The following is a 24,136-nucleotide window of genomic DNA, read 5'->3' as shown; positions in this document are numbered from 1 at the left end:
ATGCGTCAGCTGACGGTACAGTTGGAGGAACGCTCATATCCGATTCTGATTGGTAGCGGCCTATTGGCACAAGCCCCTCAATATTTTGAGCAATATGGCTTAACCAAAAAAAGTCCGTTACTCATCATTACAGATGAAAATGTGGCTCCCAAATACTTGTCAGGTTTGGAGCAAACGCTGCGTACGGCTGGTTATACAGTCGTATCGGCGGTTGTGCCCTCTGGTGAAACATCGAAATCCCTTTCGGTGTACCAGGATATGATGACCGTTGCGATCGAAGGCAAACTGGATCGGAGTTCTGCGATTCTGGCCCTAGGTGGTGGTGTCGTAGGTGATCTGGCTGGTTTTGTTGCCGCTACATATATGCGTGGAGTGAAGTTTGTTCAAGTGCCTACAACGATTTTGGCGCATGACAGCAGTGTAGGCGGCAAGGTGGCTGTCAATCATCCGCTGGCCAAAAATATGATTGGTGCATTCCACCAGCCCGAGCTAGTGCTCTATGATGTGGACACACTTCAATCCTTGCCACCACGAGATGTATCGGCAGGGTTGTCAGAGATGCTGAAGCACGGGCTGATCCGTGATGAGGCTTTTGCACATTGGTGTGAGGAACATGCGGAAGAACTGCTTGCGCTTAATCCGGAAGCACTTGGATACGGCTTGGAACGTGGATGTGGCATTAAGGCAGAGATTGTATCCAGAGACGAACGTGAAAATGGAGAACGTGCGTTGTTGAACCTGGGACATACGATTGGTCATGCCATTGAAGCGATTGCCGGTTATGGAGAATTCCTGCACGGAGAAGCGATCTCGATCGGTATGGCTGGATCAGCATTGCTTGGTGAGAAGCTTGGTGCGCCAGCAGGGCTCTATGAAGATACGGTCCGCATGTTGCGTTCACTTCGCCTTCCAACAACGATGCCTGCGCATCTCGACACGGATGCATTAATGGAAGCGATGATGCATGACAAAAAGTTCCGTGAAGGTCATATGGTGTTTATCATTCCTGATCGGATTGGAGCTGCAAGAATTGTGAAGGACGTACCTGTGTCGGAAGTTCGGGACGTCATTGAAATGCTCAGGAAGGGAGAATAACAGCAATGGTCACACGGGGAATTCGCGGGGCTACAACAGTCACGCAGAACAACGAAGAACAGATTTTGAAGGAAACGGCTGTATTGTTGCAGGAGATCGTGGATCGCAATGAGATCCAACCGGAAGATATCTGCAGTGTGTGGATTACGTTAACTGGGGATCTGGATGCTGCTTTCCCGGCAAAAGCTATTCGTCAACTGGATGGTTGGGAACTCGTACCACTAATGTGTGCACTGGAGGTTCCTGTTAAAGGTGCCTTGGCGCAGTGCATTCGTTTCATGGTGCATGTGAATACAAACAAAGCTCAGAATGAAATCAACCATGTGTATCTGAACGGTGCACAGGCATTACGTCCCGATTTGGCAGCACCTTCCGGCTCTTAAGTAGTGGGTTGTCAAACCGATCATAATGATGTATAGTGAGAACCAGTTGAGTAGAGTTGAGATTGAGCTGAGAGCAGCTGAGCTAGTGGAGTATATAGCAGAGTCTAGTGGGTGGTAACCGGGGCAACAGAAACCGGTCAACTGATTCACGGTACGTCGTGCTACGGAATAGGTAACAGGAATAGGGAAAACAAACGTGTCATAGGACATCTTTTGTTTTGATATATTTTGGTACAAACACAATCAATGCACTCTCCTATATTTTACGTAATATTGGAATGAGTAGTTGAAGTGTTATAACTAATTTATTTTCCCGATTTGGATGATGTGAGATGCATCAATTCAGCGACCTGTGAATAATCCGACAGCGAAGTATAGGGACTTGTTATTTATGAAGCATCACCCTGTTAAATACAGCTTATAACCAAGCCTCTACCTGATGGTAGAGGTTTTTTTGTACATTGAATTGTTTCTTCTCCCCCTATAAGTTCAACTAAACTTTTACACAAAAACGAAGAGGACAGAAATAACGTGAAGAAGCGAAGCGTGCGCCTTTATCACCGGATTTTCCCTTTAGAAAGGGAATCAAAAAAATCTGGGGATAACAGCGATCGGAAGGTTGTTCTGTCATCGGAGTGCTCAGTGTAAACCTCTTTAGTTGAACTTACCTAAATCTGAAAGGACGTGATCTGATGATAACGCCAAACGTTAATCAAGTACTGAAAATGTCGAATGAGTATAATCTGATTCCGGTAGTCAAACGGATTCTGGCAGATATGGAGACTCCGATTCGAATATTCCGCCGTTATGCTGACAACGACCGGGCATTCCTGTTGGAAAGTGTAGAGGGCGGTATCCAATGGGCGAGATACTCGTTCATCGGTACAGATCCGTTCCTGATGATTTCGGCCAAGAAGGGCCGGATTGTTGTAGAAGAAGCAGGGAAGACTCGTGAATTGCCAGGTAAACCGATCGAAGAACTGAAAGCACTGCTGCGTAAGTATCGCAGTCCAAAAGATGATGAACTGCCACCATTCACAGGTGGGGCAATTGGTTTCTTCGGATATGATTTGCTGTCCTATTATGAGAAACTTCCAGCTCACGCGCTGGATGACCTGAATATGGATGACATTCGCTTTATGTTCTGTGACCAGATTATCGTGTTTGACCATGTGAAGCAGCAGATGCTGCTCGTCGGTAATGTACACGTCAAGGACGGTGCAACGGATGACGAGATACGTCAAGCGTATGCAGTGACTTCGGAGAAGCTGGAGCAGGCCGCAGAACGTTTGCAGCAGCAAGGACCAGGAGAGAACCTGAATCCGCGTTCCATTCCGGGAGACGTGGAACTGGGGGATATTCGCTCCAACCTCACGAAGGAGCAATTTATCGGTAATGTAGAGCAAGCCAAAGATTACATTCGCGCAGGTGATATTTTTCAAGTGGTATTATCCCAGCGTTTCCACATTGATACGGAAGTTTCTCCGCTTCACGTGTATCGTGTGCTTCGGACCCTGAATCCATCACCTTATATGTATTACCTCAAAATGGATGATGAGATTATCGTGGGTACTTCGCCAGAAGCGCTGGTCAAGGTGGACGGGAATCGTGTGGAGACACGACCGATTGCAGGTACACGTCCAAGAGGGGCAACAGAAGCGGAAGATCGTGCACTCGCTGCTGATCTGCTCCAGGATGAGAAGGAACGCGCGGAGCATCTGATGCTAGTTGATCTGGGGCGTAACGATCTGGGCCGGGTATCCAGTTTCGGCAGTGTGAAGTGTGACATGTTCATGGAGATTGAACGGTATTCTCACGTTATGCACATGGTATCCAACGTTACGGGCGAGCTTAGAGAAGATAAGGATTTCTTCGATGCATTCCTCTCTTGCTTGCCAGCGGGTACTGTATCCGGAGCACCGAAACTGCGTGCAATGGAGATTATCGCGGAACTGGAGAAAGAGGCACGTGGAGCTTATGCAGGAGCAATCGGATACCTTGGTTTCTCGGGTAACATGGACTCCTGTATTACGATTCGTACGATTATTTTTAAAAAAGGAAAAGCGTATGTACAGGCCGGAGCGGGAATCGTATGGGATTCTGTGCCTGAGAATGAATATGAGGAAACGGTTAACAAAGCTAAAGCATTGCTCAAGGCGATTCGAACAGCAGAAGCAATGTTTCCTGCCAAAGAAAAGGACAGCACGTTGAGACTGGCGAATGCAGACTACTTTGTCACACCAGCGGCCGCTAAGAACTGAGAGAGGAGAGACCGGAGATGAACATAAACCCAATAATGAATGAGAACCCTGTAACCCCTATTGCTGAGATTACTCGTGAGGAAGGCATGAAAAATGGCCTGGCGAAGATTCTAGAGGGCAGCCATCTGGAGCAAGCCGAAGCAAGAGATTTGATGTACTCGATCATGAGAGGTGAGGCAACGCCGGCTCAAATCGGAGGTTTGCTGATGGCGCTACGGATGAAGGGTGAAACGGTAGATGAGATCACCGGTTTTGCTGAAGCCATGCGTGGTCAGGGCGGACGAATTCTAACGGATGGCAGCGGCTTGCTGGACACGTGTGGAACAGGTGGATCGGGTATTCACAAATTCAACATTTCCACAGCATCCGCGATCATTGCTTCGGCCGTCTCGGTTCGGGTCGCCAAACATGGCAACCGTTCAGCTTCAGGCAAAGCGGGTAGTGCAGATGTATTAGAGGCACTCGGTGTAAATATCCATCTGAACGGTGAGCAGGCCAGACAATGTCTGGATGATATCGGAATCTGCTTCTGTTTTGCCCAGGTATATCACCCTTCCATGCGACATGCAGCAGGACCAAGAAAAGAGCTGGGGGTTCGTACCATTTTCAATATGCTCGGACCGTTAACGAATCCTGCGGGAGCAGATCGCCAACTGCTTGGCCTGTATGATCGTTCCCGGACGCCGATGATTGCTGAAGTACTGAATCGTCTTGGTCTCAAAAGAGCGTTGGTTGTGGCCAGCCATGATGGTCTGGATGAAATCAGTATCTCGGCACCAACTCAGGTATCTGAACTTCGCAATGGTGAAGTGCACACCTATGATATTGATCCACGTGATATGGGTTTGTCTCTACATCCGCTCGAAGCGGTACTTGGAGGAGATGCGGCACAGAATGCCGAAATTATTAAGAGGATCTTCCAGGGTGAGCAGAGTGCCTATCGTGATGTCGTTCTGTTGAATGCCGGAGCGTGCATCTATGTATCCGGTCTTGCAGATAGCATTGCTGAAGGGGTGACACTTGCCGCAGAAGCGGTAGATTCGGGCAAAGCTGCCGGGAAGCTTGAACAGTTAATTCATACAACGGAGGCGTATAGTCATGTATCTTGATCGAATCGTTGCAACCAAACATAAAGAAGTTGAAGTTCTTGCACAAACATTTAACATGGATGAAGCTATCCAAAAAATCGAACAACTACCCGCAACTAGGGGGTTTGAACAAGCACTATCAAGCGGACGCAATCGCAAACTCGGCCTTATTGCTGAAGTGAAGAAGGCTTCGCCATCCAAAGGGTTAATTCGTCCGGATTTTCATCCGGTAGAGATTGCTGCTGCTTATGAGCGAGCGGGTGCAGACTGCATCTCCGTATTAACAGATGTGTCGTATTTTCAAGGCAGCAACGAGTACTTGCAGGCTATCCATCAAGCAGTGAACATTCCGCTATTGCGCAAGGATTTTATTATAGATGAACGACAGATTGCCGAGGCAAGATTACTGGGTGCGGATGCGATACTGTTGATTGCCAGCATTCTGACACCTGAACAGATTCGTCAATATCTGGAATTTGCCAAAAGTTTGGGGCTGGATGCCTTGATTGAAGTCCATGATCGAACAGAACTGGAGCAGGTATTGGAGATTCCGCAGGCAACACTTGTGGGCATCAACAATCGTAATTTGAAAACATTCGAAACCAGTCTGAACACAACACTGGATTTGATGGAATTGATTCCAAGTGGCGTTACCTTGATTAGCGAAAGTGGTATTGACGGACCAGAATCAACAGTACCTCTGATCCAGGCCGGTGTTCATGGTATTCTCGTAGGTGAGCATCTCATGCGCAAGGATGATGTCGAGGCGGCTGTATATGATCTGATGGGGCCCAAATGATGAATACTTCCATACACGATGGCACAGGCGACAGTATGTCAGAACTGAGAAACCCGCTGCCAGCGGCCGTAAAAATATGTGGACTTCAGGACGTTGAAGTGCTAAAATCGATGAGAAACTTGCCTGTGGATTACATTGGTGTTGTTTTTGCCAAATCACGCCGCCGAATCGAACCCGAGCAGGCTGCTGCATTAAGAACGGTGTTGTTCGAATGGTCTACCTATGATCGGCCGAAGCTTGCGGGTGTATTTGTGAATCCTACGCTCGAAGAACTGGAACACATTATGGACATTGCTCAGCTGGATGTTATTCAACTGCATGGACAGGAGACTGCGGAATTTTGCCAGCAGGTGAAGCAGCGGTGGAATGCCGCAGTGTTCAAAGTTTTTTCTTTTCCCAAAGATGAAACGGGACCGGAAGCTGATGATGCAGCCATAAGGGCTCTTGATACTTATGATAAATACGTGGATGCGATATTGCTTGATACCCATGATCCTCTATATGGAGGGGGCTCCGGGAAAACGTTTGCCTGGGAGCGAATCCCTGCCTATGCTGAATGGGCAAAAAGTCGCGAAATTGCTCTGTTCGTTGCAGGAGGTTTGCAGCCGGACAATGTACAACAACTAATACAGACATATACACCTTTCGGCGTCGATGTATCCAGCGGCGTGGAGACTGAAGGTGTGAAGGATATTGCCAAAATTACAGCATTCGTAGAAAGGGTGAAGCAGGCATGACACATCAATTGCCGGATCAACACGGGCGTTTCGGTCACTTCGGAGGCCGCTTTGTACCTGAGACACTAATGAACGCACTTATTGAGTTGGAGGAGGCATACAGCCACTTCTCTGAAGATGAGGAATTTAACAAGGAACTGAACTATCTGCTAAGCGAGTATTCTGGACGTGAAACGCCATTGTATCATGCAGAGCAATTGTCACGCCGATTGGGCGGACCGAAAATTTATCTGAAACGTGAAGATCTCAATCATACAGGCGCGCACAAAATTAACAACGCCATTGGACAAGGTTTGCTTGCCAAACGGATGGGCAAAAAGAAAGTTATTGCCGAAACGGGTGCAGGTCAACATGGCGTTGCAACGGCAACCGTAGCCGCATTGCTTGGATTGGAATGCAAAGTATTTATGGGCGAAGAAGATACAGAGCGTCAACAGTTAAACGTATTTCGGATGAAGCTGCTCGGAGCAGAAGTGATTCCGGTGACGTCGGGAACACGGACACTGAAGGATGCTGGTAATGAAGCGCTTCGCTACTGGGTCAGCAATGTGGAGGATACATTCTATGTGCTCGGATCAGTGGTTGGTCCTCATCCATATCCGATGATGGTGCGGAATTTCCAACGTGTGATTGGTGATGAGACCCGTCGTCAGATTCAGGAGATCGAAGGGCGTTTGCCGGATGTAATTGTAGCCGCTGTTGGTGGAGGAAGTAATGCGATTGGTATGTTCTATCCATTTATCGGTGATCAGGATGTGAAACTTGTTGGTGTTGAAGCCGCAGGCAAAGGGGTCGAAACCGAGTATCATGCTGCAACGATGACCAAAGGTACGCATGGTGTATTCCAAGGATCTATGAGTTACCTGTTGCAGGATGAGTATGGACAGGTTCAGCCAGCGCATTCCATCTCGGCCGGACTTGATTATCCGGGTGTTGGTCCGGAACATTCCTATCTCAAGGATATTGAACGGGCAAAATATGTACCGATCACGGATCAGGAAGCACTGGATGCCCTGCAACTCCTATGTCGGACGGAAGGAATCATTCCTGCTCTGGAGTCTGCACATGCGGTAGCTCAAGTTGTCAAACTGGCGCCTGAACTTACAGCAGATGATATTGTAGTCATTTGTCTGTCGGGACGTGGAGACAAGGATGTTGAATCGATCATGAAATACACGGGAGGTGACTTGGGATGAATCTGATGGACCAGACCTTCCAGCAATTGAAGGAACAGAATCGTACGGCACTTATTCCATTTTTAACCGTGGGAGACCCGGATGTGGACACAACGATTGATATCATCAAGGAGCTTGAACAGGCTGGAGCGGATATTTTGGAACTGGGTGTTCCCTATTCCGATCCGCTTGCAGATGGCCCAGTCATTCAGCGCGCTTCCGAACGTGCGCTGAAAAGCCAGATTACTATTCGTACTGTGATGGAAACCGCTGCAAAAGCTCGTAAGGCAGGTGTGAAACTGCCGTTTGTACTGTTCACCTATTATAATCCGGTATTGCAGACAGGCCTGGATGTATTCTTTGATGAATTGGTCAAACACGATATTAGTGGCATGATCATTCCGGACCTGCCGATTGAGGAAGCGGAAGAGATGCGAGAACGCGCAAATCGTGCTGGTGTGCATCTGGTGCCGCTTGTTGCACCTACATCTAATGCCCGGATTGAGCGGATTGTAACGGGCGCGAGTGGCTTTATCTATTGTGTATCATCCCTTGGGGTAACCGGAGAGAGAGCTTCTTTCTTTGATGGCGTAGAGAGCTTTATTGAGACGGTGAAAAGTCTGACAGACCTCCCAGTAGCGGTAGGTTTTGGTATCTCCAGTCATGAGCAGGTGGCACATTTCTCCCGTATATGCGATGGCGTTGTAGTAGGTAGTGCCATCGTTCGTCAGGTGGAAGATGCGATTCCTCTGCTTGAAAATCCGGATACGCGTGCAGCGGGACTGTTGCAAATTCGCAACTTTGTGGCACAATTAAAGGGATAGAGATGTCCTGAAAGGACATCTTTTGGACACATGAGGTGCACGCTGATTCGTGTCTAACATTATTTCAATAACAGGAGGCGGTCGGGTTGAAACCGAAATCCCAGATTGTCAATCTGCCTGTGTACCAGCCGGGCAAACCGATTGAAGAAGTGAAACGTGAACTGGGGCTTGAACAAGTCATCAAGCTGGCCTCCAACGAAAACCCTTACGGCAGTTCTCCTGCCGCCCTGGAAGCCATTACGAAAGAAATGACGAATATAAGCATATACCCAGACGGTAGCTCGGTTGAGCTGACGGGAGTTCTTGCCAAGCATCTTGGCGTTGAACGGAACAACTTAATATTTGGTTGTGGTTCCGATGAGATTATTGCTTTGATCACGAGAGCTTTCTTCTTGCCGGGTGACGAGACCATCATGGCAGATCAGACATTTTCTGTATATAAAAGCAATGCAGATATTGAGGGTGCCGTGTCCATCGAAGTGCCTCTGAAAGATGGCACGCATGATCTGAGCGCGATGCTCGCGCAAATTAACGACAAAACCAAAGCAGTATGGGTGTGTAATCCAAATAATCCGACAGGTACGATTATCTCCGAGCAGGAACTTACAGCCTTTATGGACCGTGTGCCTGCTCATGTGATGGTCATACTGGACGAAGCTTATTATGAATTCGTAACCGATGAAGCATACCCGCAAAGTATACCATTGATCGAACGGTATCCGAACTTGGTCATCCTGCGGACATTCTCCAAAATTTACGGTTTGGCTTCGCTTCGGATCGGATATGGTATTGCACGTCCCGAAATTATTGATTTGATTAACCGTGTACGTGAACCGTTTAACACCTCCCGTTTTGGACAGGTTGCGGCAAAAGCTGCACTACTGGATCAGGATTTTGTTCAAGAGTGCTCGAAGCGGAATGCAACGGATCGGGATTACCTGCAAAATGAATTTACACGGCTCGGGTTGTCGTATTTCCCTTCACAGGGTAATTTCATTATGGTTGACCTGAATATGCCTTCGGCAATTGCGTTCCAATCCTTGCTCAAACAAGGCATTATCGTTCGCTCAGGATTCCACGTATACCCAACTTACATTCGTGTGTCCGTCGGAACATCAGAACAGAACCGTGCATTTGTCACGGCACTGGAGAACACGCTGGCTGAGAAGGCGGTAGCACGCCCTTAATACTGGCGATGAAAGAGTGAGGACCCATGAAACTAAAAATTGCAATGATTGGTGTAGGACTCATCGGCGGTTCACTGGCACTCTGCTTCAAAGGCAAGCCAGGTGTAACCGTGATGGGCTACGCCCACTTGGATGAACTGAAGGACAAGTACATAGCGAGCGGTGTAGTGGATGATGCTACGCTCTCTCTGGAAGAAGCGGTAGAGGATGCCGACTTTATTTTTTTGTGCGTTCCCGTAGGTTTGCTTGAATCCTATTTCGAAAAGCTCTCCAAGCTGCCATTGAAAAAAGGATGTATCATCACGGACGTAGGAAGCACTAAAGCTTCCATTGCCGCTTGTGCCGAGCATGTGCGGTTGACTGACGCTTACTTCATTGGTGGTCATCCTATGGCAGGGTCGGAGCGTGCAGGCGTAGATGCGGCCTCAGCTGTATTGTTTGAGAATGCATACTATGTCTTAACCCCTTCAGAACATGTACCTGAGGAAGCCTACAGCAGGCTGTCTGAGCTGCTTGCGTATACGCGGGCACAGATCGTGCGTGTGGAGCCTCTGCTCCATGATGACATCGTGGGGGCGATTAGTCATCTGCCACATGTTATTGCTGTTGCGCTGGTGAATCAGGTGCGTGAATATAATGAGTCGAATCCACTGTATAAAATGCTGGCTGCAGGTGGTTTCCGGGATATTACCCGGATTGCGTCTAGTGACGCGATTGTGTGGAGAGATATCTTGCTTAGCAACCGTGATGTACTGCTGGGCTTGCTTAAGGACTGGAATAGCCAGATGACGGCCTTTACGGATATGCTGGAACATAAGAACGGTGAAGGTATAGAGGAGGCATTCCGTCAGGCCCGCGAGTTTCGCAGTATATTACCAGAACGACGCAAAGGCATGATTTCGCCGTTATTTGATCTGTATACTGATGTTCAGGATGCACCGGGTATGATCGGTAAGATCGCAACTGAGCTTGGGGCGAATGACATCAACTTGAGCAACTTGGAGATTATCGAAAACCGGGTGGATGTGCCGGGCATTATGCGTCTGTCTTTCCGTCAGGAAGAAGACATGGAACGAGCCAAGACGTTATTGGATTCCTTAGGCTATCAAGTGTGGATATAAGACGAGAAAGAGGGCGAAAGCCCTCTTTTTTGTGAGGTTATATTGGAGTGGTTATTTGATTTTCAGTCACAGAAAAAAAAGGATGTATTATCCTGATTTACCGAAAGATATAATTAATTCAAACAATTTTACTGAAAGTGTTGACAAAATGAAAACGTATACATATAATAAGGGTACAGTATGGTTTCTCTCCACTCCTATCCAATAACTGTATTGCTCCACGTGAGCAATGGCCGCTTATGTAAGCGGTCTTTTTTTTGTCTTAAAAAGTTTTGGGAAAGGCATTGATATGTTAATAGTTACACTTGGACTTACATCCTCTATTTACATCTCCCTCCTTAATCTGTTAGGATACCTTAGATCCAATAAATATCACATTTTTGTAACCTTTTCGGTATATCGTCCGTCTATATAAGCAAGGGTTACCAAAAAGGCTCAAAATGAAGTCATGAACGTGAAAATGACCGCATATGAATGACAGGTCGGGTTTTGTGGATGCCAATGGATTTGCCAGGATGATGCAGACCGTTGTACAATAAATACTGTTAATGTAGAAACGTTGGGGAAATTGCCATTACATAGGGGAATTTGGCGGGAAGGCCAGTTATGGCGCTGAACGCTTTTTATATGCGGTGAGAACCGCAACTTTTTTGTGCCTGTTCGGTAATACATGGATAGAGTCGAACGGGGAGAAGCACATGGATGGGCGAGGAGGGGTCGCACTCAAATGACGGATTCCCAGTTGATTCGAGAGATCAAGGAAGGTAACCTGGAGTTATATTCCGAGCTGATGAGTCGTTATCAGCGTAAAATACTGGCTTTCGTATATCATATGTTGAAAAGTTCCAATATGGAGCTGCTTGCGGAAGATCTCTGTTCTGAGACTTTCTATAAGGCGTTCCGCAGTCTGCACTCTTTCCGTGAGGTGGATGCCTCATTCTCAACATGGTTATATACCATTGCGAGAAATACGGTACTGAGTGAGCTTCGCAAACAGCGTAGCGGAAATGTCCCACTTGAAGAGAGCGGGATTGTTCCCGTTGCTCCTTCGGAGAATACACCGGAGTATGCTGTACTACGCAGCGAGCGGGTGATGCTGGTTAGGGATGCGATTAACAATTTGCCGGAGAAGCAGCGTTCTGCGATTATACTCCGTGAGTATGATCAACTAGACTACCAAGAGATTGCGAATATTCTTGGGCAGAGCGTCAGTTCTGTGAAATCGCTATTATTCAGAGCAAGATCAAGCGTAAAAACTCAATTGGAACCTTATTTCTTCGAACCGGTGTACGAGCCATATGAAGGGATGAAGAACCGATGAATTGCAATGAAGCCCAGGAACTGTTTGCACTGGTCTGGGACTTGCCGGAAACTCATCCTCAGCGGATTGCATTTCATGCTCATCTCGCTGGTTGTGAAGAGTGCTCCGAGCAGTTTGAGGTCTGGGAAGAAGCTCAGATCTTGCTGCACAGCATTCCGGTTCCAGTGACAGAACAACAAGCAGAGAGAGTGAACCGTAACGTTATGGACCGGATCTACGCGGAGTCTCCATGGTTACTGCCAGAAGAGGTAAAGGTTAATCGTTTCTCTGCTGTGATCCGCAAGCATATGTCTTTGTGGATTGCCGCGTTCCTGGCTATTTTTTTATGCAGCTTTCTGTATATGGCAATGTTTAAGCCAGACGTATCAGAAGCTGAGCAAACCAAAGTTGTTACTACGGGTATCCTGGAGACAGGGGTTGCCGGAAGCGGACCATCGTCCTCTGGCATGTATCAGTACAACATGACTGGAGCGGACAGAGGAAGTATCATAGAACCTTTTGTTGTGAGCATGGGACCTGCATATCCGCAGTATTGGATGGCCCTCTCTTTACTTGCAATAGGAATGGCGTTATTTTCTCTTGGACGTATGCATCGAACAACGAATAAACGCAAACAAGGTGCGAGTGCATAGGTAATAACCTTTCGTTCGCCGTGTGGAGAAATGAGGGATGTAAGTGCGAATCGGGCTTATTCGTCACGGTCTTACAGACTGGAATGCGGCGGGCCGTATACAGGGTCAGACGGATATTCCTCTGAATGGAGAAGGTCGTGAACAGGCAGAGCGCCTGGGAAGACGTCTGCTGACGGAAGAATACCAATGGGACTATATCATCACAAGTGGATTATCGCGGGCACAGGAAACAGGGGAGATTATCTCCAAGCTGTTGAATGTACCTTTGCTCAAGCCAGACGCACGGTTGAAAGAAAGGGCTTTTGGTCAGATTGAAGGTCTGACTTCAGAAGAACGGGTTGCCCGTTGGGGCCAAGCCTGGGAGACATTAGACTTGGGACAGGAGCAGATAGCGGATATCCAGATTCGTGCACTGGCGTTTCTGGAAGATCTATGGTCGGCCTATTCTGACCAAAACGTACTCATTGTCACTCACGGAGCTTTCTTAGCCAACCTTTTAACAGCTTTGTTTAAAGATCGGTATACAGAACGGATTGGAAACCTGTCACTGACGATCCTGGAAAAGGAACGTGATGACTGGAGTCCACTGTTATATAATTGCACACGACATCTGTCTTTGGACACAGCGAAACAACCTGAGTAATCCAACTTGGGTTGTTTTTTTTGCGTTTTATGGGGAAATAAAGACTGTATATGATTTCAAACCTCTCATTTTTCTTCTGATTGACCAACTCTGGGCATAGTATGGTTTAAAACATAAAAGATTTCCAAAAAGAGGTTTAGATTATGGGAATTCCGTCAACGATGTTTACAAAACCAAACTATTTCAGGCTTCGAATCAGTAGTCGAAGTAGTTAACGGGCGAGGCGATGGACCCATGAATCTAGCGGATATGCTTACTTTTGCCGATATTGGCCAGCTTAATCGAATAGCAGACTATTACCAATGTGAATGCAAGCCCAATTCCAAACATGAACTCATCCAGAGTATTCTCACTACATTGGGCAGCAGACCCTTTTTTGAGCAGCAGGTACGTCAACTGAATCAAGCAGATCAGCGCTTTTTGAACAACTTGTTGTTTGATCCTCGCCAGTATTATGGTATGGAAGAACTCATTGCCATAGCCCGTCAATCGATGGACAAAAAGGAGAGTGAGGCTGGCGCGAGTCCACGTGATCTCATCGTTCGCTTCAATAAGAGTGGATGGTTGTTCAATGGGACAACGCAGCAGACCAGGTATTTGTATCAGGTACCCCAGGATCTGAAATTAAGATTCAGGGATGTGTTATCCACACATCTGCGAGCAGGGATTACCAAAACAACGGAACCACCCATGTATCGGGATGAGTATCATCTCTTAGCGGATGATCTCAAGTTGTTCCTGCAGTTTGTCCAGCAGCACGAAATTGCCCTTAACGCTGAAGGCATGATGTACCGTCGCTCTCAACAGCAGATTATGGAGCATCTGCACATTAGTGAGGAATTGGTGGGCAAAGGTGGATGGAGATTCGGATATGGCCGTTCCTTCAAGGATTACCCGGATCGTTTCGCACTTCTCTACGACTATGCATTTCACCATCGGCTAGTTCGTGAGGAGCAAGGCACGCTGAAGTTATCACCAGCTGGAGAAGACAAGCTGGGAGCTGAGAAAACAGCCGAAATGATACAGCTATTTAGGTTTTGGTTAAGATTGTATAAAGGTGCTATTCCCAATCTGTCCTCTATTGTGTATTGGACAGGCGAATGTGCCCAAGAATGGTCAACCGCCGAGTCGCTGTTTCGTCAGATCGGTCCGTTCATTCAGCCGTTTTACTATGATACGGCCGAGGCCATTTATGATAACAGAATTGTTAAAATGATGTTGCATCTTGGCATGGTCCGTATTGGGGAACATGAGGAAGGCAGGACTATACAAATGACAGCCTGGGGCACACGTCTTGCTGCATCCTGTCGCTCCATCTCAGGAGACATTACGCCTATTATGTTTGACAAGTGAAGGACAAGTTGCTAAAATCACTCCCAAATTAAGGAGTGATAATAATGATAATTCCATACAAAGGTCTACAACCTCAGTTACACCCTTCGGTATATATGGCTGAAGGTGCAAAACTGATCGGTGATTTGAGAATGGGAGAAGAGTCTTCCGTTTGGTTCAATGCAGTCCTTCGGGCTGATTTGGCTCCTATTATCATTGGAAAGCGCTGTAATATTCAAGATAACGTTGTCGGGCATGTCAATACTGATCAACCTTTGATTGTGGGAGATGATGTCTCAGTAGGACATACAGCGATCATTCATGGTTGTTGTATTGGAACAGGATCATTAATCGGCATGGGAGCCATTCTGCTGAATGGAGCCGATATTGGCGAATATACGCTGATTGGAGCCGGTTCTGTTGTTACTGAGAATAGTAAAATTCCGCCCTATACTCTTACTTTGGGGACACCTGCCAAAGTGATACGTGAGCTGACTGATGCCGATCTGGAGCGGATGTCCAGAACTTCACTGGGTTATGTTACCAAAGGAAAAGAATATAGGAGCTCTTAAATCCGTTTTGGAGGTGCATCCTATTGGATAAAATGAAAGTTACGTATGAAGTCATGTTGGGGCTGGCAGCTGAGATGGTTTGGGACGAAGCGCTTCGCAAACAGCGCAGCGAGAAGCTCTATTTGGAAATCGATAAAGCGTTAGCTACCGGAGACGAAGTAGCTTTCCGGAGTCTGACGGATGAACTGAGGACCATAAACTGATTAGCAAAATAGTTCCTTTCTGAGATAAAAGGGAATGCGCAGATGCGTGTTTCCTTTTTTTAATATGTTTAATTCCGAAATGAATGTCTGGATTTATAAGATATAGTCATATATAATATGGGAATAAAATGGATAGAGAGGGGATATAGGGAATTGAAATTCAGTGAGATGACTCAAGACAGCTGGGCTGAACTGCAACTCTATCTGGATACATGCCTTATTCCATACACAGCTCTTAGCGGTGAGCAGTCGCCAGTTGAAGCTACCGAGGCGTTGGAGCGGCTGAGAGATTTTCTGGATCTGGTCGAAATTCCTTTCAAAGGGAGAATCATGACTTATCCAGCCTTTCATTATGCTAATTCGGAATTGTCAATGACATTAAATTCCTTGTCCGAACAGCTTAAATCCTCAGGATTCAAATATGTGGTTATTATGTCATCGGATGGTCATTTGGATGGCGTGGAAATTCCAGCTGCTGATCTGGTTTTGAGTCGGTCCGTCTTAACTCATGAGGTCGGAGAAGAAGGGATTGCGAGATTTATAGGGGAAAAGATACGAGAGTTGTGGAAAAAATAGTTTTTAGCGACAAATGTGACAATTTTACAACAATTTTTTAATAACGCTTACAATTGAACCTTAAAAATGTGTGACAAATTCTTGACGGTGTTCTAGGGCTACTATATGATTATGTATGTTCTAGTAAGTCGTGGAATTTATGAAAATGAAAACGTTTGAGAGAGTTGGCTGAAAAAGGGGGTTGGAGACAGTATGAGCAGTGAGCATGACCACGAAGCTTCATTGAAATTGCCAAGCCGCATGGAGATGTCACGCAGGCAGTTTTTGACGTACACGCTTGGTGGAGCTACAGCCTACATGGCCGCCGGTGCAATCCTTCCTATGGTCCGTTTTGCGGTGGACCCGATTTTGCAACATAAGGGAGAAGGCACCTCTGTCAAAGTAGCTGAAATCAGCAAAATTACGAATGAGCCTCAAGAATTCACCTTTGAACTTAAACAACAGGATGGTTGGTATCTGAGTAATGCATCGTTAGTGGCGTGGATTCGCAAAGATGAGCAGGGTAAAATTTATGCACTCTCACCTATCTGTAAACATCTGGGATGTACAGTAGGCTGGAATAGTGACAAGCAATACCCTGACGAGTATCATTGCCCCTGCCATGGCGCGCACTATGACAAGGAAGGGAAGAATCTTGCCGTAGCCCCCAAACCGCTGGATGAGTACGTAGTCAAGGAAGAGCAGGGTTGGGTATATCTGGGCGACATTGTTCCGAACACCCGAGTGAATTAGGAGGCGTGAACGCAGATGTTTAAAAATGTCTATGACTGGATTGACGAGCGTCTTGACATCACGCCAATCTGGCGGGACGTTGCGGATCATGAAGTTCCAGAGCATGTAAATCCGGCTCATCACTTTTCCGCATTCGTGTACTGCTTTGGTGGATTGACGTTCTTTATTACTGTTATTCAGATTCTGTCAGGCATGTTCCTGACCATGTATTATGTACCTGATATTATCAATGCCTACGCTAGTGTGGAGTACCTGCAGACCAAAGTAGCCTTCGGCCAAATTGTTCGCGGCATGCACCACTGGGGAGCCAGTCTGGTTATCGTAATGATGTTCTTACATACGATGCGTGTGTTCTTTACAGGCTCTTACAAGGCACCGCGTGAAATGAACTGGGTTGTTGGCATGCTGATCTTTTTCGTCATGTTGGGCCTGGGGCTGACAGGGTACTTGTTGCCATGGGATAACAAAGCCTATTTTGCAACAAAAGTAACACTGGAGATTGCCAATACGGTTCCTTGGCTGGGACCGATTATTAAAGAATTCCTGCAAGGCGGTACGATTGTTGGTGCACAGACACTAACCCGATTCTTTGCCCTGCACGTATTCTTCCTCCCCGCTGTGCTTCTGGTGCTTCTGGTCGGACACTTTATCATGATCCGCAGACAGGGCATTTCGGGACCACTATAAACTGAGAAGGGAGGAATCGCAATGGCTCACGGACATAAGAAGGATGATGAGGAAAAGGTTATCTTTGTCGGTGATTCACGGGTCCGTAAAGGGGCGGGATTTATTACCCCTCCTGATTACACGGCGTATCCCGGCAAATCAGAAGCCTTTATCCCCAACTTCCTGCTGAAAGAATGGATGGTTGGTGTCGTTGTATTGGTGGGGATTCTGGTTCTCACGATCTCAGAACCTGCACCTTTAGGCTATCCGGCCAATCCGAGCGCATCCGTAATTCCTATGCCGGACTGGTACTTCCTTTTCCTGTATCAGTACTTGAAGTATCCATACGCATCGGGCGATTACGTTCTGCTCGGGGTACTGGGGGTCAGCGGAGTTGCTTTTGGAGCTTTGCTACTGGCACCATTCCTGGATACAGGCAAGGAGCGGCGTTTCTATAAACGCCCAATTGCTTCATCACTGATGATTTTGTCGGTCATTTCTGTATTCTACCTGACAAATGTAGCGTGGACGCACTACGAGCATGAGTTGGAAGCAAGTGGACAGAAACCTGAACATATTCAACGTGAAGAAGAAGCGCTGGAGAGGCGTGAACAGGGGCTCCCACCCGTTTCCAATGCACCTGGACAGCAAGAAGAAGTTGCGATCGTGGAACAGGATGATCCTGCAATGGAAACGTACAAGAAGGCTGGATGTATTGGTTGCCATGCGGCTGATATGAAGGGCGCAACTGGACCTTCGCTTCGAGGCATAGGTGACAAGCACAGCCAGGAAGAGATTCTGACCATTATCAAAGAAGGTTACAATGCAATGCAACCTCAGTACAATAATGCTATTGCTCAAGGTGTCACGGATGAAGAGATCACTCATCTGACCGAATGGCTTGCGAAACAGAAAGCAGAACAGTAAAATCGAAATAACCAATGAAACCTGATCGTTTATGCGGTCAGGTTTTTTGAAGTGTTTTTTTGGACAGCACTGTATCGTGCACAATATTGATGAAGGAAGGGGCAGGGAATGTGGCTTTATCGTATTTCTGGAGTAGGGAATTTCTAACCAATCGTTATTTCCTGTGGCTATTATTTTGGTGTAATGCGGTAGGAACGGTATACGGATACATCTGGTACGGAGAGCAAATGAAATTGACGCTGGCTGAGCAGCCGGTGTGGCAGATCGTATTTGTGCCAGATAGCCCAACAGCGAGTTTGTTTTTTACTTTAGCGTTGTTATGGGTCTTGTACCCACCACGGTCCATCATTATCAAACGGATCGGACATGTGATTCAGGCGCTTGCCGTGGTTACATCTGTGAAATATGGCGTGTGGGCCGTATCCATTATTTTTGCTGGCTGGATGCAAGGCGGTACACAGCACTGGCAAGACTGGATGTTGATTGCTTCGCATAGTGCGATGGCCATTGAAGCTCTTATTTATGTACGCTTTTTCGGCTTCCGCTGGGCTTCCCTTGTCGTTGCAGGTCTTTGGACGCTGTTGAACGATACGATGGATTATACATATGATATTTACCCTTGGTTACCCGCTTCCCTCTATGATCATGTAGATGGTGTGCGTAATTTCACATTCGGACTGACACTGGTAAGCATTCTGTGCGCGTGGCTGGCCTTAAGACAGGCGAAACGAACCTGATATCCGATCTTGAGCTTGTTCTAATGAACTGTCCCCCGCCATACATTGGTGGTGGGAGGGATGTCCATGAAGAGAACGTTTGGGATCAAAACTGGCTTATTGGTGGTATCGTTTATAGCTATAATGCTGTGGACGAACTTAGCATATCGTGTATCCGCGCAAAGTGAAGCATTGAATTCGAATTCAGATCAGCAAGTGTCCACAAGCAATTCAATTGCACAACTGAATGAGGAAGCAGCCATATTGTATCGTCAGGCGCTCGAGAATAATATTGAAGAAGTGCGCGGAAGCATTCTGCGTATCAGTAAAAGTCTGGAGCATATCTCCTTTGAGGGACAAACAACAGTCGAGGGCATTCACGCCTTGTCCGAAACCATAGTTGAAGTGAAACAAGCCGTTGTGAAGGTGAAAAATGACGATGCTTCTCTCCAGCAGTCCTCAGCCAAGCTCAGACTTGCAGCAGATAGTCTCGCGAATCCAACCAAGCCTTTATGGCTTCAATATTATAAAATCGTGAAAAACGATCTGGACGCTTTATCCGCTGCTACAAATCAAGGGCAAACTGCGGCCGTACTGGCAAACCGCTACACCGTTCTGGAGGAGCATTATGAGACGATTCGTCCTGCCGCACTGATTCGCCGTGAACCGTATGAAATTGCTCAGATAGACGCCTGGTTATCTCATACCAAAGGGCTTACCGCTGCCAAGCAACCTGATCTGGCTCAATTAAAGAGCATGGTGGGCCATGGGGAGGAACTGGTGAACAAGTTGTTTGGTCGCGAGAAGGATGAGAGTGCCTTTGTACCGTTTGTACAGGGTCCCGATCGCAGGGCAGCCGGGCTGCTGATTAGTTCGGTCATTGTGGCAACGCTTAGTTACGCCGGATATCGTAAATATCGTGCGCAGCAGCAGGGGATTTTTCCTTTTCGGCGTTAATAGAACATGAACTTGATCCTGGTCTATAAGTGGTATATAAAAAAAGACCTCTTTCCGCATGAATAGCCACGCTAACGGCTCTTCATGTAAAAAGAGGTTTTCTTGTAGTTTCTGTGATATATCAGCTTTCTTTGAAACCTTCGCCATGTACATCGTGAACATCGCTGATGATGACAAAAGCTCTCGGGTCAATGGAACGTACAATGGTCTGCAGTCGCCTGAACTCTTGCCTGGAGATCACGCAGTAGGCCATGTGTTTGGCCTGTTTAGAGTACGCGCCAATGGCTGGAATGAGGGTGACACCACGATCCATATCCCGTGTGATCTGGTCCGCAATCTCGGGTGCATGGTCACTAATGATCATAAATGCCCGGGCAGAATATGCACCTTCCTGAATAAAGTCGATGACTTTGGAGGCGATGAATACAGCTACAAGCGTGTACAGAATTTTTTCTTTGGGGATGTAGATGAGAGAGAGCCCGATAATGACAAAGTCGATGCCCAGTAATACTCGGCCCATGCTCCATCCATACTTGCGGTTCAGAATACGGGCAATGATGTCTGAACCGCCCGTCGTTCCGCCCCAACGGAATACAATGCCAAGGCCGGCTCCAAGGGTGACACCTGCATATAGGGCTGCGAGCAGGAGGTCATTCTCGGTATGTAATGGTTCAATCCAGCCCAGATGAATCAACTTCTCAAACAACCATAGAAAAACGGTCAGTGCCCCGATCCCGATACCCGTATAGATCATCTGTCTGCCGCCCAAAATTTTGAGCCCAATCAGAAAGAGGGGAACATTCAGAATCAAGGTTGTAAGTGAAGGTGAGATGCCAAAAGCGTAATTGATCAGCACCGTAACCCCGGTGAGGCCACCTTCCATAAGCTGGTTGGGGATAATGAAATAGAGGAGCCCAAAGGCATATAAGGCTGTACCCAGTACGATGGGAAGAACCAGTTTAACTTGTATCCAGGTTTTGGCAGTGCTCATAAGATCCCTCGCTGTAGATAAATTAGAATGAAGAAGCAATCATTCCCATCTAGTATACCTGTTTATTGATTCTTTAAAAATGATTTGTCGCTGATGATGGTGGAAGTGAATCTAAATAACTGATATTATTAGGAACAAATACGACATCATTTCAAAGGAGAATCCGTTCTCATGGAGAAAAGCATCGCAGAAATGCAGCGTGAGGTTGATCAGTATATCTCCCAGTTCAAGGAGGGGTACTTCAGTCCTCTGGCCATGTTGGCCCGGATGTCTGAAGAGGTTGGGGAGCTCGCCAGGGAAGTGAATCATGAATTCGGCGAGAAGCCGAAGAAATCTTCCGAAGCAGCCAATTCCATTGAACTTGAGCTTGGAGATATTTTATTTATCACGATTTGTTTTGCGAACTCACTGGGAATTGATCTGGCTGAGGCGCACGATAAAGTCATGCATAAATTTAACACCCGCGATGCCAATCGGTGGACTCCCAAAAACACCGATTAGGCGTAGATTACATATGCTGTACCATCACCCGATCGGGGAGGGTCAGCTTAATGATGAAACCGGAAGAATATATGCAGCAGGCTTACCGCTGTATATTGCAAAATGATTTTGAGCAGGCGATTCGTTGGTTCGAGTCAGCCATTCACGCTCATCCAAAACATGCGGAGTTATATTATCGCTGTTCCATTACACACGCCCGCAGCAAACATCTGGTTCCAGCGCTTGAATATGCGCGCAAGTCGGTTGAATTGTCGCCAGGAACAGAAGAGTATATTTTGCATCTGCAGACGTTGGAAGCAAAACAATTGACCTCTAGAGCGAAGTTGCTGTTGGAGCAGGCGGGTATTGCAACACAGGAGCGCTATGTGGAAGCGTCTACGCTTCTGCAAGAAGCGGTCAAACTTGATCCGCTCTCAGTGGAAGCTCATGTTATGCTTGCGCTGGCTTACAGTGATTTGAATGAATTTGACTATGCAATTCAGGCGCTGCGTGAGGCAATTTTGCTGGATCCGCAGAATGGGCAACTGCATCAGATGTTACAGGAAATCAAGCAACGTATGAAATCCATTCAATAAGAATTCATTTTGCAAAGATTTCTTTCGAGTTGAAATGGATTCTACGATATGATCCAACATAGTGAGGAGATGCAGTCAATATGAGTGAAGTAATCAGAGTTGCCGTGATCGGAGCGGCTGGCCGTATGGGCCGTGAAGTTGTGAAATTGGTACTTCAGGACCCGGAATTGGAGCTTGCAGCGGCTGTCAACCGCTCCGGGGCAGGCACGGATGCAGGAACCCTTGTTGGTTTGCCAGAGTGTGGGGTGCTGGTGACTGATGATATCGAAATGGCTTTTGCCGAAACAAAACCTCAGGTTATGGTTGATTTTACAGTACCACAATTTGCGTTTGCACATACTGAGATCGCGATCCGTCATGGAGTCAGACCTGTCATGGGTGTTACTGGCTTCACGCCGGAGCAGATCGAACAGTTGGACAAGCAGTGCCAGGACAAAGGAATTGGAGGGCTTATTGCCCCTAACTTCTCGATTGGTGCCATTTTGATGATGCGATTCGCAGCACAGGCTGCCAAACATATGCCAAATGTGGAGATCATCGAATATCACGGAGATCAGAAGCTGGATGCTCCTTCAGGAACTGCGATCAAAACAGCGGAACTGATTGCTGCCAATCGGGAAGAACTTCGTCAAGGTAATCCGAATGAAGAAGAAACGATTGAAGGATCACGCGGCGGGTATTACAATGGCTTCCGAATTCACAGTGTACGATTGCCTGGTGTATTCGCGCAGCAGGAAGTTGTTTTCGGAGACTATGGACAGTCACTCAAAATTCGGCATGACTCCTACGAGCGCGCAGGTTATATGCCTGGTGTTAAGATTGGTGTGCAAAAGGTTATGGAGTATACAGGAATGATCTACGGATTTGACCACTTTATCGACTAAAGGAGATTGTCATGTTGAAAATAGCATTTATCGCCCATGATCGTAAAAAAGAAGAGATGGTTAACTTCGTGACGGCATATGAGCCTGTTTTTACGGACCATCAATTATATTCTACAGGAACAACAGGCCTTCGTATTATGGAAGGAACGTCTCTGAAGATTCATCGATTCGAATCAGGCCCATTGGGAGGAGATCAACAGATTGGAGCTTTGGTTGCGCAAAATGAGATGGATCTGATTATTTTCCTTCGCGATCCACTGATGGCACAACCTCACGAGCCGGATATTAATGCGTTGCTACGTCTTTGTGATGTGCAAGGAATTCCACTTGCCACCAATATCGCAACCGCTGAGATTCTGGTCAAGGCTCTGGATCGTGGCGATTTTGCCTGGAGAGAGCTGGTACATAAATACAAGCCGGAGGCTGGATTGAATTCGGGTGATTCCGAATGAGTCTGGATATTCTCATCTTTGGAGCACATGCAGACGATGCGGAGATTGGTATGGGTGGAACGATTGCCAAACATACCGCTGCCGGCTTGAAAGTAGGCGTGTGTGATCTGACTCGTGCTGAGATGTCTTCCAACGGAACAGTAGAGCGCAGAACCGAGGAAGCGGAGCAAGCCTCCCGCGTCCTCGGTCTTTCGTGTCGAACGAATCTGGGGCTTCCTGATCGTGGCTTATATCTTACGCCTGAACATGTACAGGCGGTGACGGCTGAGATACGGCGTCATGCCCCTCGGATGGTGTTTGCTCCGTATTGGGAAGATCGTCATCCGGATCATGTCAATTGCAGTAAGCTTGTGCAGGAGGCTGTATTTAACGCTAAGCTTCGCAACTATATGCCGGACATGCCTGCCTTGCAGGTGAAGGAACTTTATTTTTACTTTATTAATGACATCGGGCCTACGGATTTGATTGTCGATATTACGGAACACTATGAGCAAAAAGAAGCATCACTGCTCTCTTATCGTTCCCAATTCGAACTGAGAGACGGAGCGGTCTCGACGCCATTGAATCAAGGGTATATTGAACGTGTAAGAGCCCGCGATTCCTTGCTCGGACAACGCAGTCTCATCCCGTTTGCAGAAGGTTTTGCTACAATTACACCTTACGTGGTTCATCAATTTGGCCCGGGTGCCCAATAAGCGATTTCACATTTTACGTTTAATGAAACGAAGGGTTTCATTATTCCATTGCATTATATCAACCTGCATGAAGCGGGAGATCAAAGGAGCG

The 24,136-nt window shown here is 47.0% G+C and carries 28 protein-coding genes; 27 read left to right on the top strand and 1 reads right to left on the bottom strand.

What is annotated here, in order from left to right; genetic code table 11:
• The 22 genes from aroB (at position 1) to MHI55_RS19595 (ending at position 19,947) form a co-directional block, all read left to right on the top strand.
• Positions 1–1,095 (top strand): 3-dehydroquinate synthase, encoded by a 1,095-nt coding sequence (gene aroB / locus MHI55_RS19700; RefSeq protein ID WP_340386665.1) that lies wholly within the window; start codon positions 1–3, stop codon positions 1,093–1,095.
• A gap of 5 nt (positions 1,096–1,100) precedes the next feature.
• A complete protein-coding gene (gene aroH / locus MHI55_RS19695) occupies positions 1,101–1,478 on the top strand; it encodes a chorismate mutase (protein WP_047843558.1) in 378 nt (125 codons plus the stop codon).
• Between the two features lie 692 nt (positions 1,479–2,170).
• Positions 2,171–3,739 carry an anthranilate synthase component I gene (gene trpE, locus MHI55_RS19690; protein WP_036607674.1) on the top strand — a complete coding sequence of 523 codons (1,569 nt, stop codon included), beginning with the start codon at positions 2,171–2,173 and terminating at the stop codon, positions 3,737–3,739.
• A 68-nt stretch (positions 3,740–3,807) separates the two neighbouring features.
• Positions 3,808–4,848 carry an anthranilate phosphoribosyltransferase gene (gene trpD / locus MHI55_RS19685; RefSeq protein ID WP_091034830.1) on the top strand — a complete coding sequence of 347 codons (1,041 nt, stop codon included), beginning with the start codon at positions 3,808–3,810 and terminating at the stop codon, positions 4,846–4,848.
• Positions 4,838–5,626 carry an indole-3-glycerol phosphate synthase TrpC gene (gene trpC, locus MHI55_RS19680; RefSeq protein WP_340386664.1) on the top strand — a complete coding sequence of 263 codons (789 nt, stop codon included), beginning with the start codon at positions 4,838–4,840 and terminating at the stop codon, positions 5,624–5,626. Before trpD ends, trpC begins: the two co-directional genes overlap by 11 nt.
• Before the next feature lie 35 nt (positions 5,627–5,661).
• Positions 5,662–6,363 (top strand): phosphoribosylanthranilate isomerase, encoded by a 702-nt coding sequence (locus tag MHI55_RS19675; protein ID WP_340386663.1) that lies wholly within the window; start codon positions 5,662–5,664, stop codon positions 6,361–6,363.
• On the top strand, positions 6,360–7,559 hold the full coding sequence (gene trpB, locus MHI55_RS19670; RefSeq protein WP_017687714.1) for a tryptophan synthase subunit beta: 1,200 nt from the start codon (positions 6,360–6,362) through the stop codon (positions 7,557–7,559). The genes MHI55_RS19675 and trpB overlap by 4 nt, the downstream gene beginning before the upstream one ends.
• Positions 7,556–8,362 carry a tryptophan synthase subunit alpha gene (gene trpA / locus MHI55_RS19665; protein ID WP_074095638.1) on the top strand — a complete coding sequence of 269 codons (807 nt, stop codon included), beginning with the start codon at positions 7,556–7,558 and terminating at the stop codon, positions 8,360–8,362. The genes trpB and trpA overlap by 4 nt, the downstream gene beginning before the upstream one ends.
• An 86-nt stretch (positions 8,363–8,448) precedes the next feature.
• The gene (hisC, locus tag MHI55_RS19660; protein WP_340386662.1) at positions 8,449–9,549 is read left to right on the top strand and encodes a histidinol-phosphate transaminase; all 1,101 of its coding nucleotides are present in this window, start codon (positions 8,449–8,451) and stop codon (positions 9,547–9,549) included.
• Positions 9,550–9,575: 26 nt separating this feature from the next.
• Entirely contained in the window at positions 9,576–10,670 is a 1,095-nt protein-coding gene (locus MHI55_RS19655) for a prephenate dehydrogenase (RefSeq protein ID WP_074095636.1), read from the top strand.
• Between the two features lie 727 nt (positions 10,671–11,397).
• Entirely contained in the window at positions 11,398–11,991 is a 594-nt protein-coding gene (locus MHI55_RS19650; RefSeq protein WP_036607662.1) for a sigma-70 family RNA polymerase sigma factor, read from the top strand.
• Positions 11,988–12,623: a zf-HC2 domain-containing protein gene (locus MHI55_RS19645; RefSeq protein ID WP_036607660.1), complete on the top strand. Its 636-nt coding sequence runs from the start codon at positions 11,988–11,990 to the stop codon at positions 12,621–12,623. Before MHI55_RS19650 ends, MHI55_RS19645 begins: the two co-directional genes overlap by 4 nt.
• Positions 12,624–12,666: 43 nt before the next feature.
• Positions 12,667–13,266 carry a histidine phosphatase family protein gene (locus tag MHI55_RS19640; RefSeq protein WP_076328398.1) on the top strand — a complete coding sequence of 200 codons (600 nt, stop codon included), beginning with the start codon at positions 12,667–12,669 and terminating at the stop codon, positions 13,264–13,266.
• Positions 13,267–13,500: 234 nt separating this feature from the next.
• A complete protein-coding gene (locus MHI55_RS19635) occupies positions 13,501–14,619 on the top strand; it encodes a hypothetical protein (protein ID WP_036607656.1) in 1,119 nt (372 codons plus the stop codon).
• A gap of 44 nt (positions 14,620–14,663) precedes the next feature.
• Complete coding sequence (locus tag MHI55_RS19630) at positions 14,664–15,170, top strand: gamma carbonic anhydrase family protein (RefSeq protein ID WP_339186740.1); 507 nt, start codon at positions 14,664–14,666, stop codon at positions 15,168–15,170.
• A 23-nt stretch (positions 15,171–15,193) separates the two neighbouring features.
• Positions 15,194–15,373 carry an IDEAL domain-containing protein gene (locus MHI55_RS19625; RefSeq protein WP_017687723.1) on the top strand — a complete coding sequence of 60 codons (180 nt, stop codon included), beginning with the start codon at positions 15,194–15,196 and terminating at the stop codon, positions 15,371–15,373.
• 153 nt (positions 15,374–15,526) lie between these two features.
• Entirely contained in the window at positions 15,527–15,949 is a 423-nt protein-coding gene (locus MHI55_RS19620) for a DUF2487 family protein (protein ID WP_036607650.1), read from the top strand.
• A 192-nt stretch (positions 15,950–16,141) separates the two neighbouring features.
• The gene (locus MHI55_RS19615) at positions 16,142–16,681 is read left to right on the top strand and encodes a ubiquinol-cytochrome c reductase iron-sulfur subunit (RefSeq protein WP_036607648.1); all 540 of its coding nucleotides are present in this window, start codon (positions 16,142–16,144) and stop codon (positions 16,679–16,681) included.
• A 15-nt stretch (positions 16,682–16,696) separates the two neighbouring features.
• Positions 16,697–17,368 (top strand): cytochrome b6, encoded by a 672-nt coding sequence (locus MHI55_RS19610; protein ID WP_017687726.1) that lies wholly within the window; start codon positions 16,697–16,699, stop codon positions 17,366–17,368.
• 21 nt (positions 17,369–17,389) lie between these two features.
• Positions 17,390–18,274: a menaquinol-cytochrome c reductase cytochrome b/c subunit gene (locus MHI55_RS19605; RefSeq protein WP_036607643.1), complete on the top strand. Its 885-nt coding sequence runs from the start codon at positions 17,390–17,392 to the stop codon at positions 18,272–18,274.
• A gap of 110 nt (positions 18,275–18,384) precedes the next feature.
• The gene (locus tag MHI55_RS19600) at positions 18,385–19,011 is read left to right on the top strand and encodes a DUF1405 domain-containing protein (RefSeq protein WP_091018277.1); all 627 of its coding nucleotides are present in this window, start codon (positions 18,385–18,387) and stop codon (positions 19,009–19,011) included.
• 66 nt (positions 19,012–19,077) lie between these two features.
• A complete protein-coding gene (locus MHI55_RS19595; protein WP_339186742.1) occupies positions 19,078–19,947 on the top strand; it encodes a sporulation protein YpjB in 870 nt (289 codons plus the stop codon).
• Between the two features lie 121 nt (positions 19,948–20,068).
• On the opposite strand, the gene MHI55_RS19590 is transcribed toward MHI55_RS19595, so the two are convergent.
• Positions 20,069–20,938 (bottom strand): YitT family protein, encoded by an 870-nt coding sequence (locus tag MHI55_RS19590; RefSeq protein ID WP_036607636.1) that lies wholly within the window; start codon positions 20,936–20,938, stop codon positions 20,069–20,071.
• Positions 20,939–21,109: 171 nt separating this feature from the next.
• Between MHI55_RS19590 and MHI55_RS19585 the strand changes: the two genes are divergently transcribed.
• The 5 genes from MHI55_RS19585 to bshB1 all read left to right on the top strand — a co-directional run bounded on the left by MHI55_RS19585 (position 21,110) and on the right by bshB1 (position 24,045).
• A complete protein-coding gene (locus MHI55_RS19585; protein ID WP_017687732.1) occupies positions 21,110–21,439 on the top strand; it encodes a nucleotide pyrophosphohydrolase in 330 nt (109 codons plus the stop codon).
• Positions 21,440–21,489: 50 nt separating this feature from the next.
• Positions 21,490–22,014 (top strand): tetratricopeptide repeat protein, encoded by a 525-nt coding sequence (locus MHI55_RS19580; RefSeq protein ID WP_017687733.1) that lies wholly within the window; start codon positions 21,490–21,492, stop codon positions 22,012–22,014.
• An 80-nt stretch (positions 22,015–22,094) separates the two neighbouring features.
• Positions 22,095–22,898: a 4-hydroxy-tetrahydrodipicolinate reductase gene (gene dapB / locus MHI55_RS19575; RefSeq protein WP_036607633.1), complete on the top strand. Its 804-nt coding sequence runs from the start codon at positions 22,095–22,097 to the stop codon at positions 22,896–22,898.
• 11 nt (positions 22,899–22,909) lie between these two features.
• On the top strand, positions 22,910–23,350 hold the full coding sequence (gene mgsA, locus MHI55_RS19570) for a methylglyoxal synthase (RefSeq protein WP_017687735.1): 441 nt from the start codon (positions 22,910–22,912) through the stop codon (positions 23,348–23,350).
• Complete coding sequence (bshB1, locus tag MHI55_RS19565) at positions 23,347–24,045, top strand: bacillithiol biosynthesis deacetylase BshB1 (RefSeq protein ID WP_076317443.1); 699 nt, start codon at positions 23,347–23,349, stop codon at positions 24,043–24,045. Before mgsA ends, bshB1 begins: the two co-directional genes overlap by 4 nt.
• The last annotated feature ends 91 nt before the right edge of the window (positions 24,046–24,136 follow it).

Origin of the sequence: Paenibacillus sp. FSL E2-0151, from assembly GCF_037993015.1 — a bacterium.
Classification (GTDB): domain Bacteria; phylum Bacillota; class Bacilli; order Paenibacillales; family Paenibacillaceae; genus Paenibacillus; species Paenibacillus amylolyticus.
This window is presented reverse-complemented; position numbering and strand designations above follow the sequence as displayed.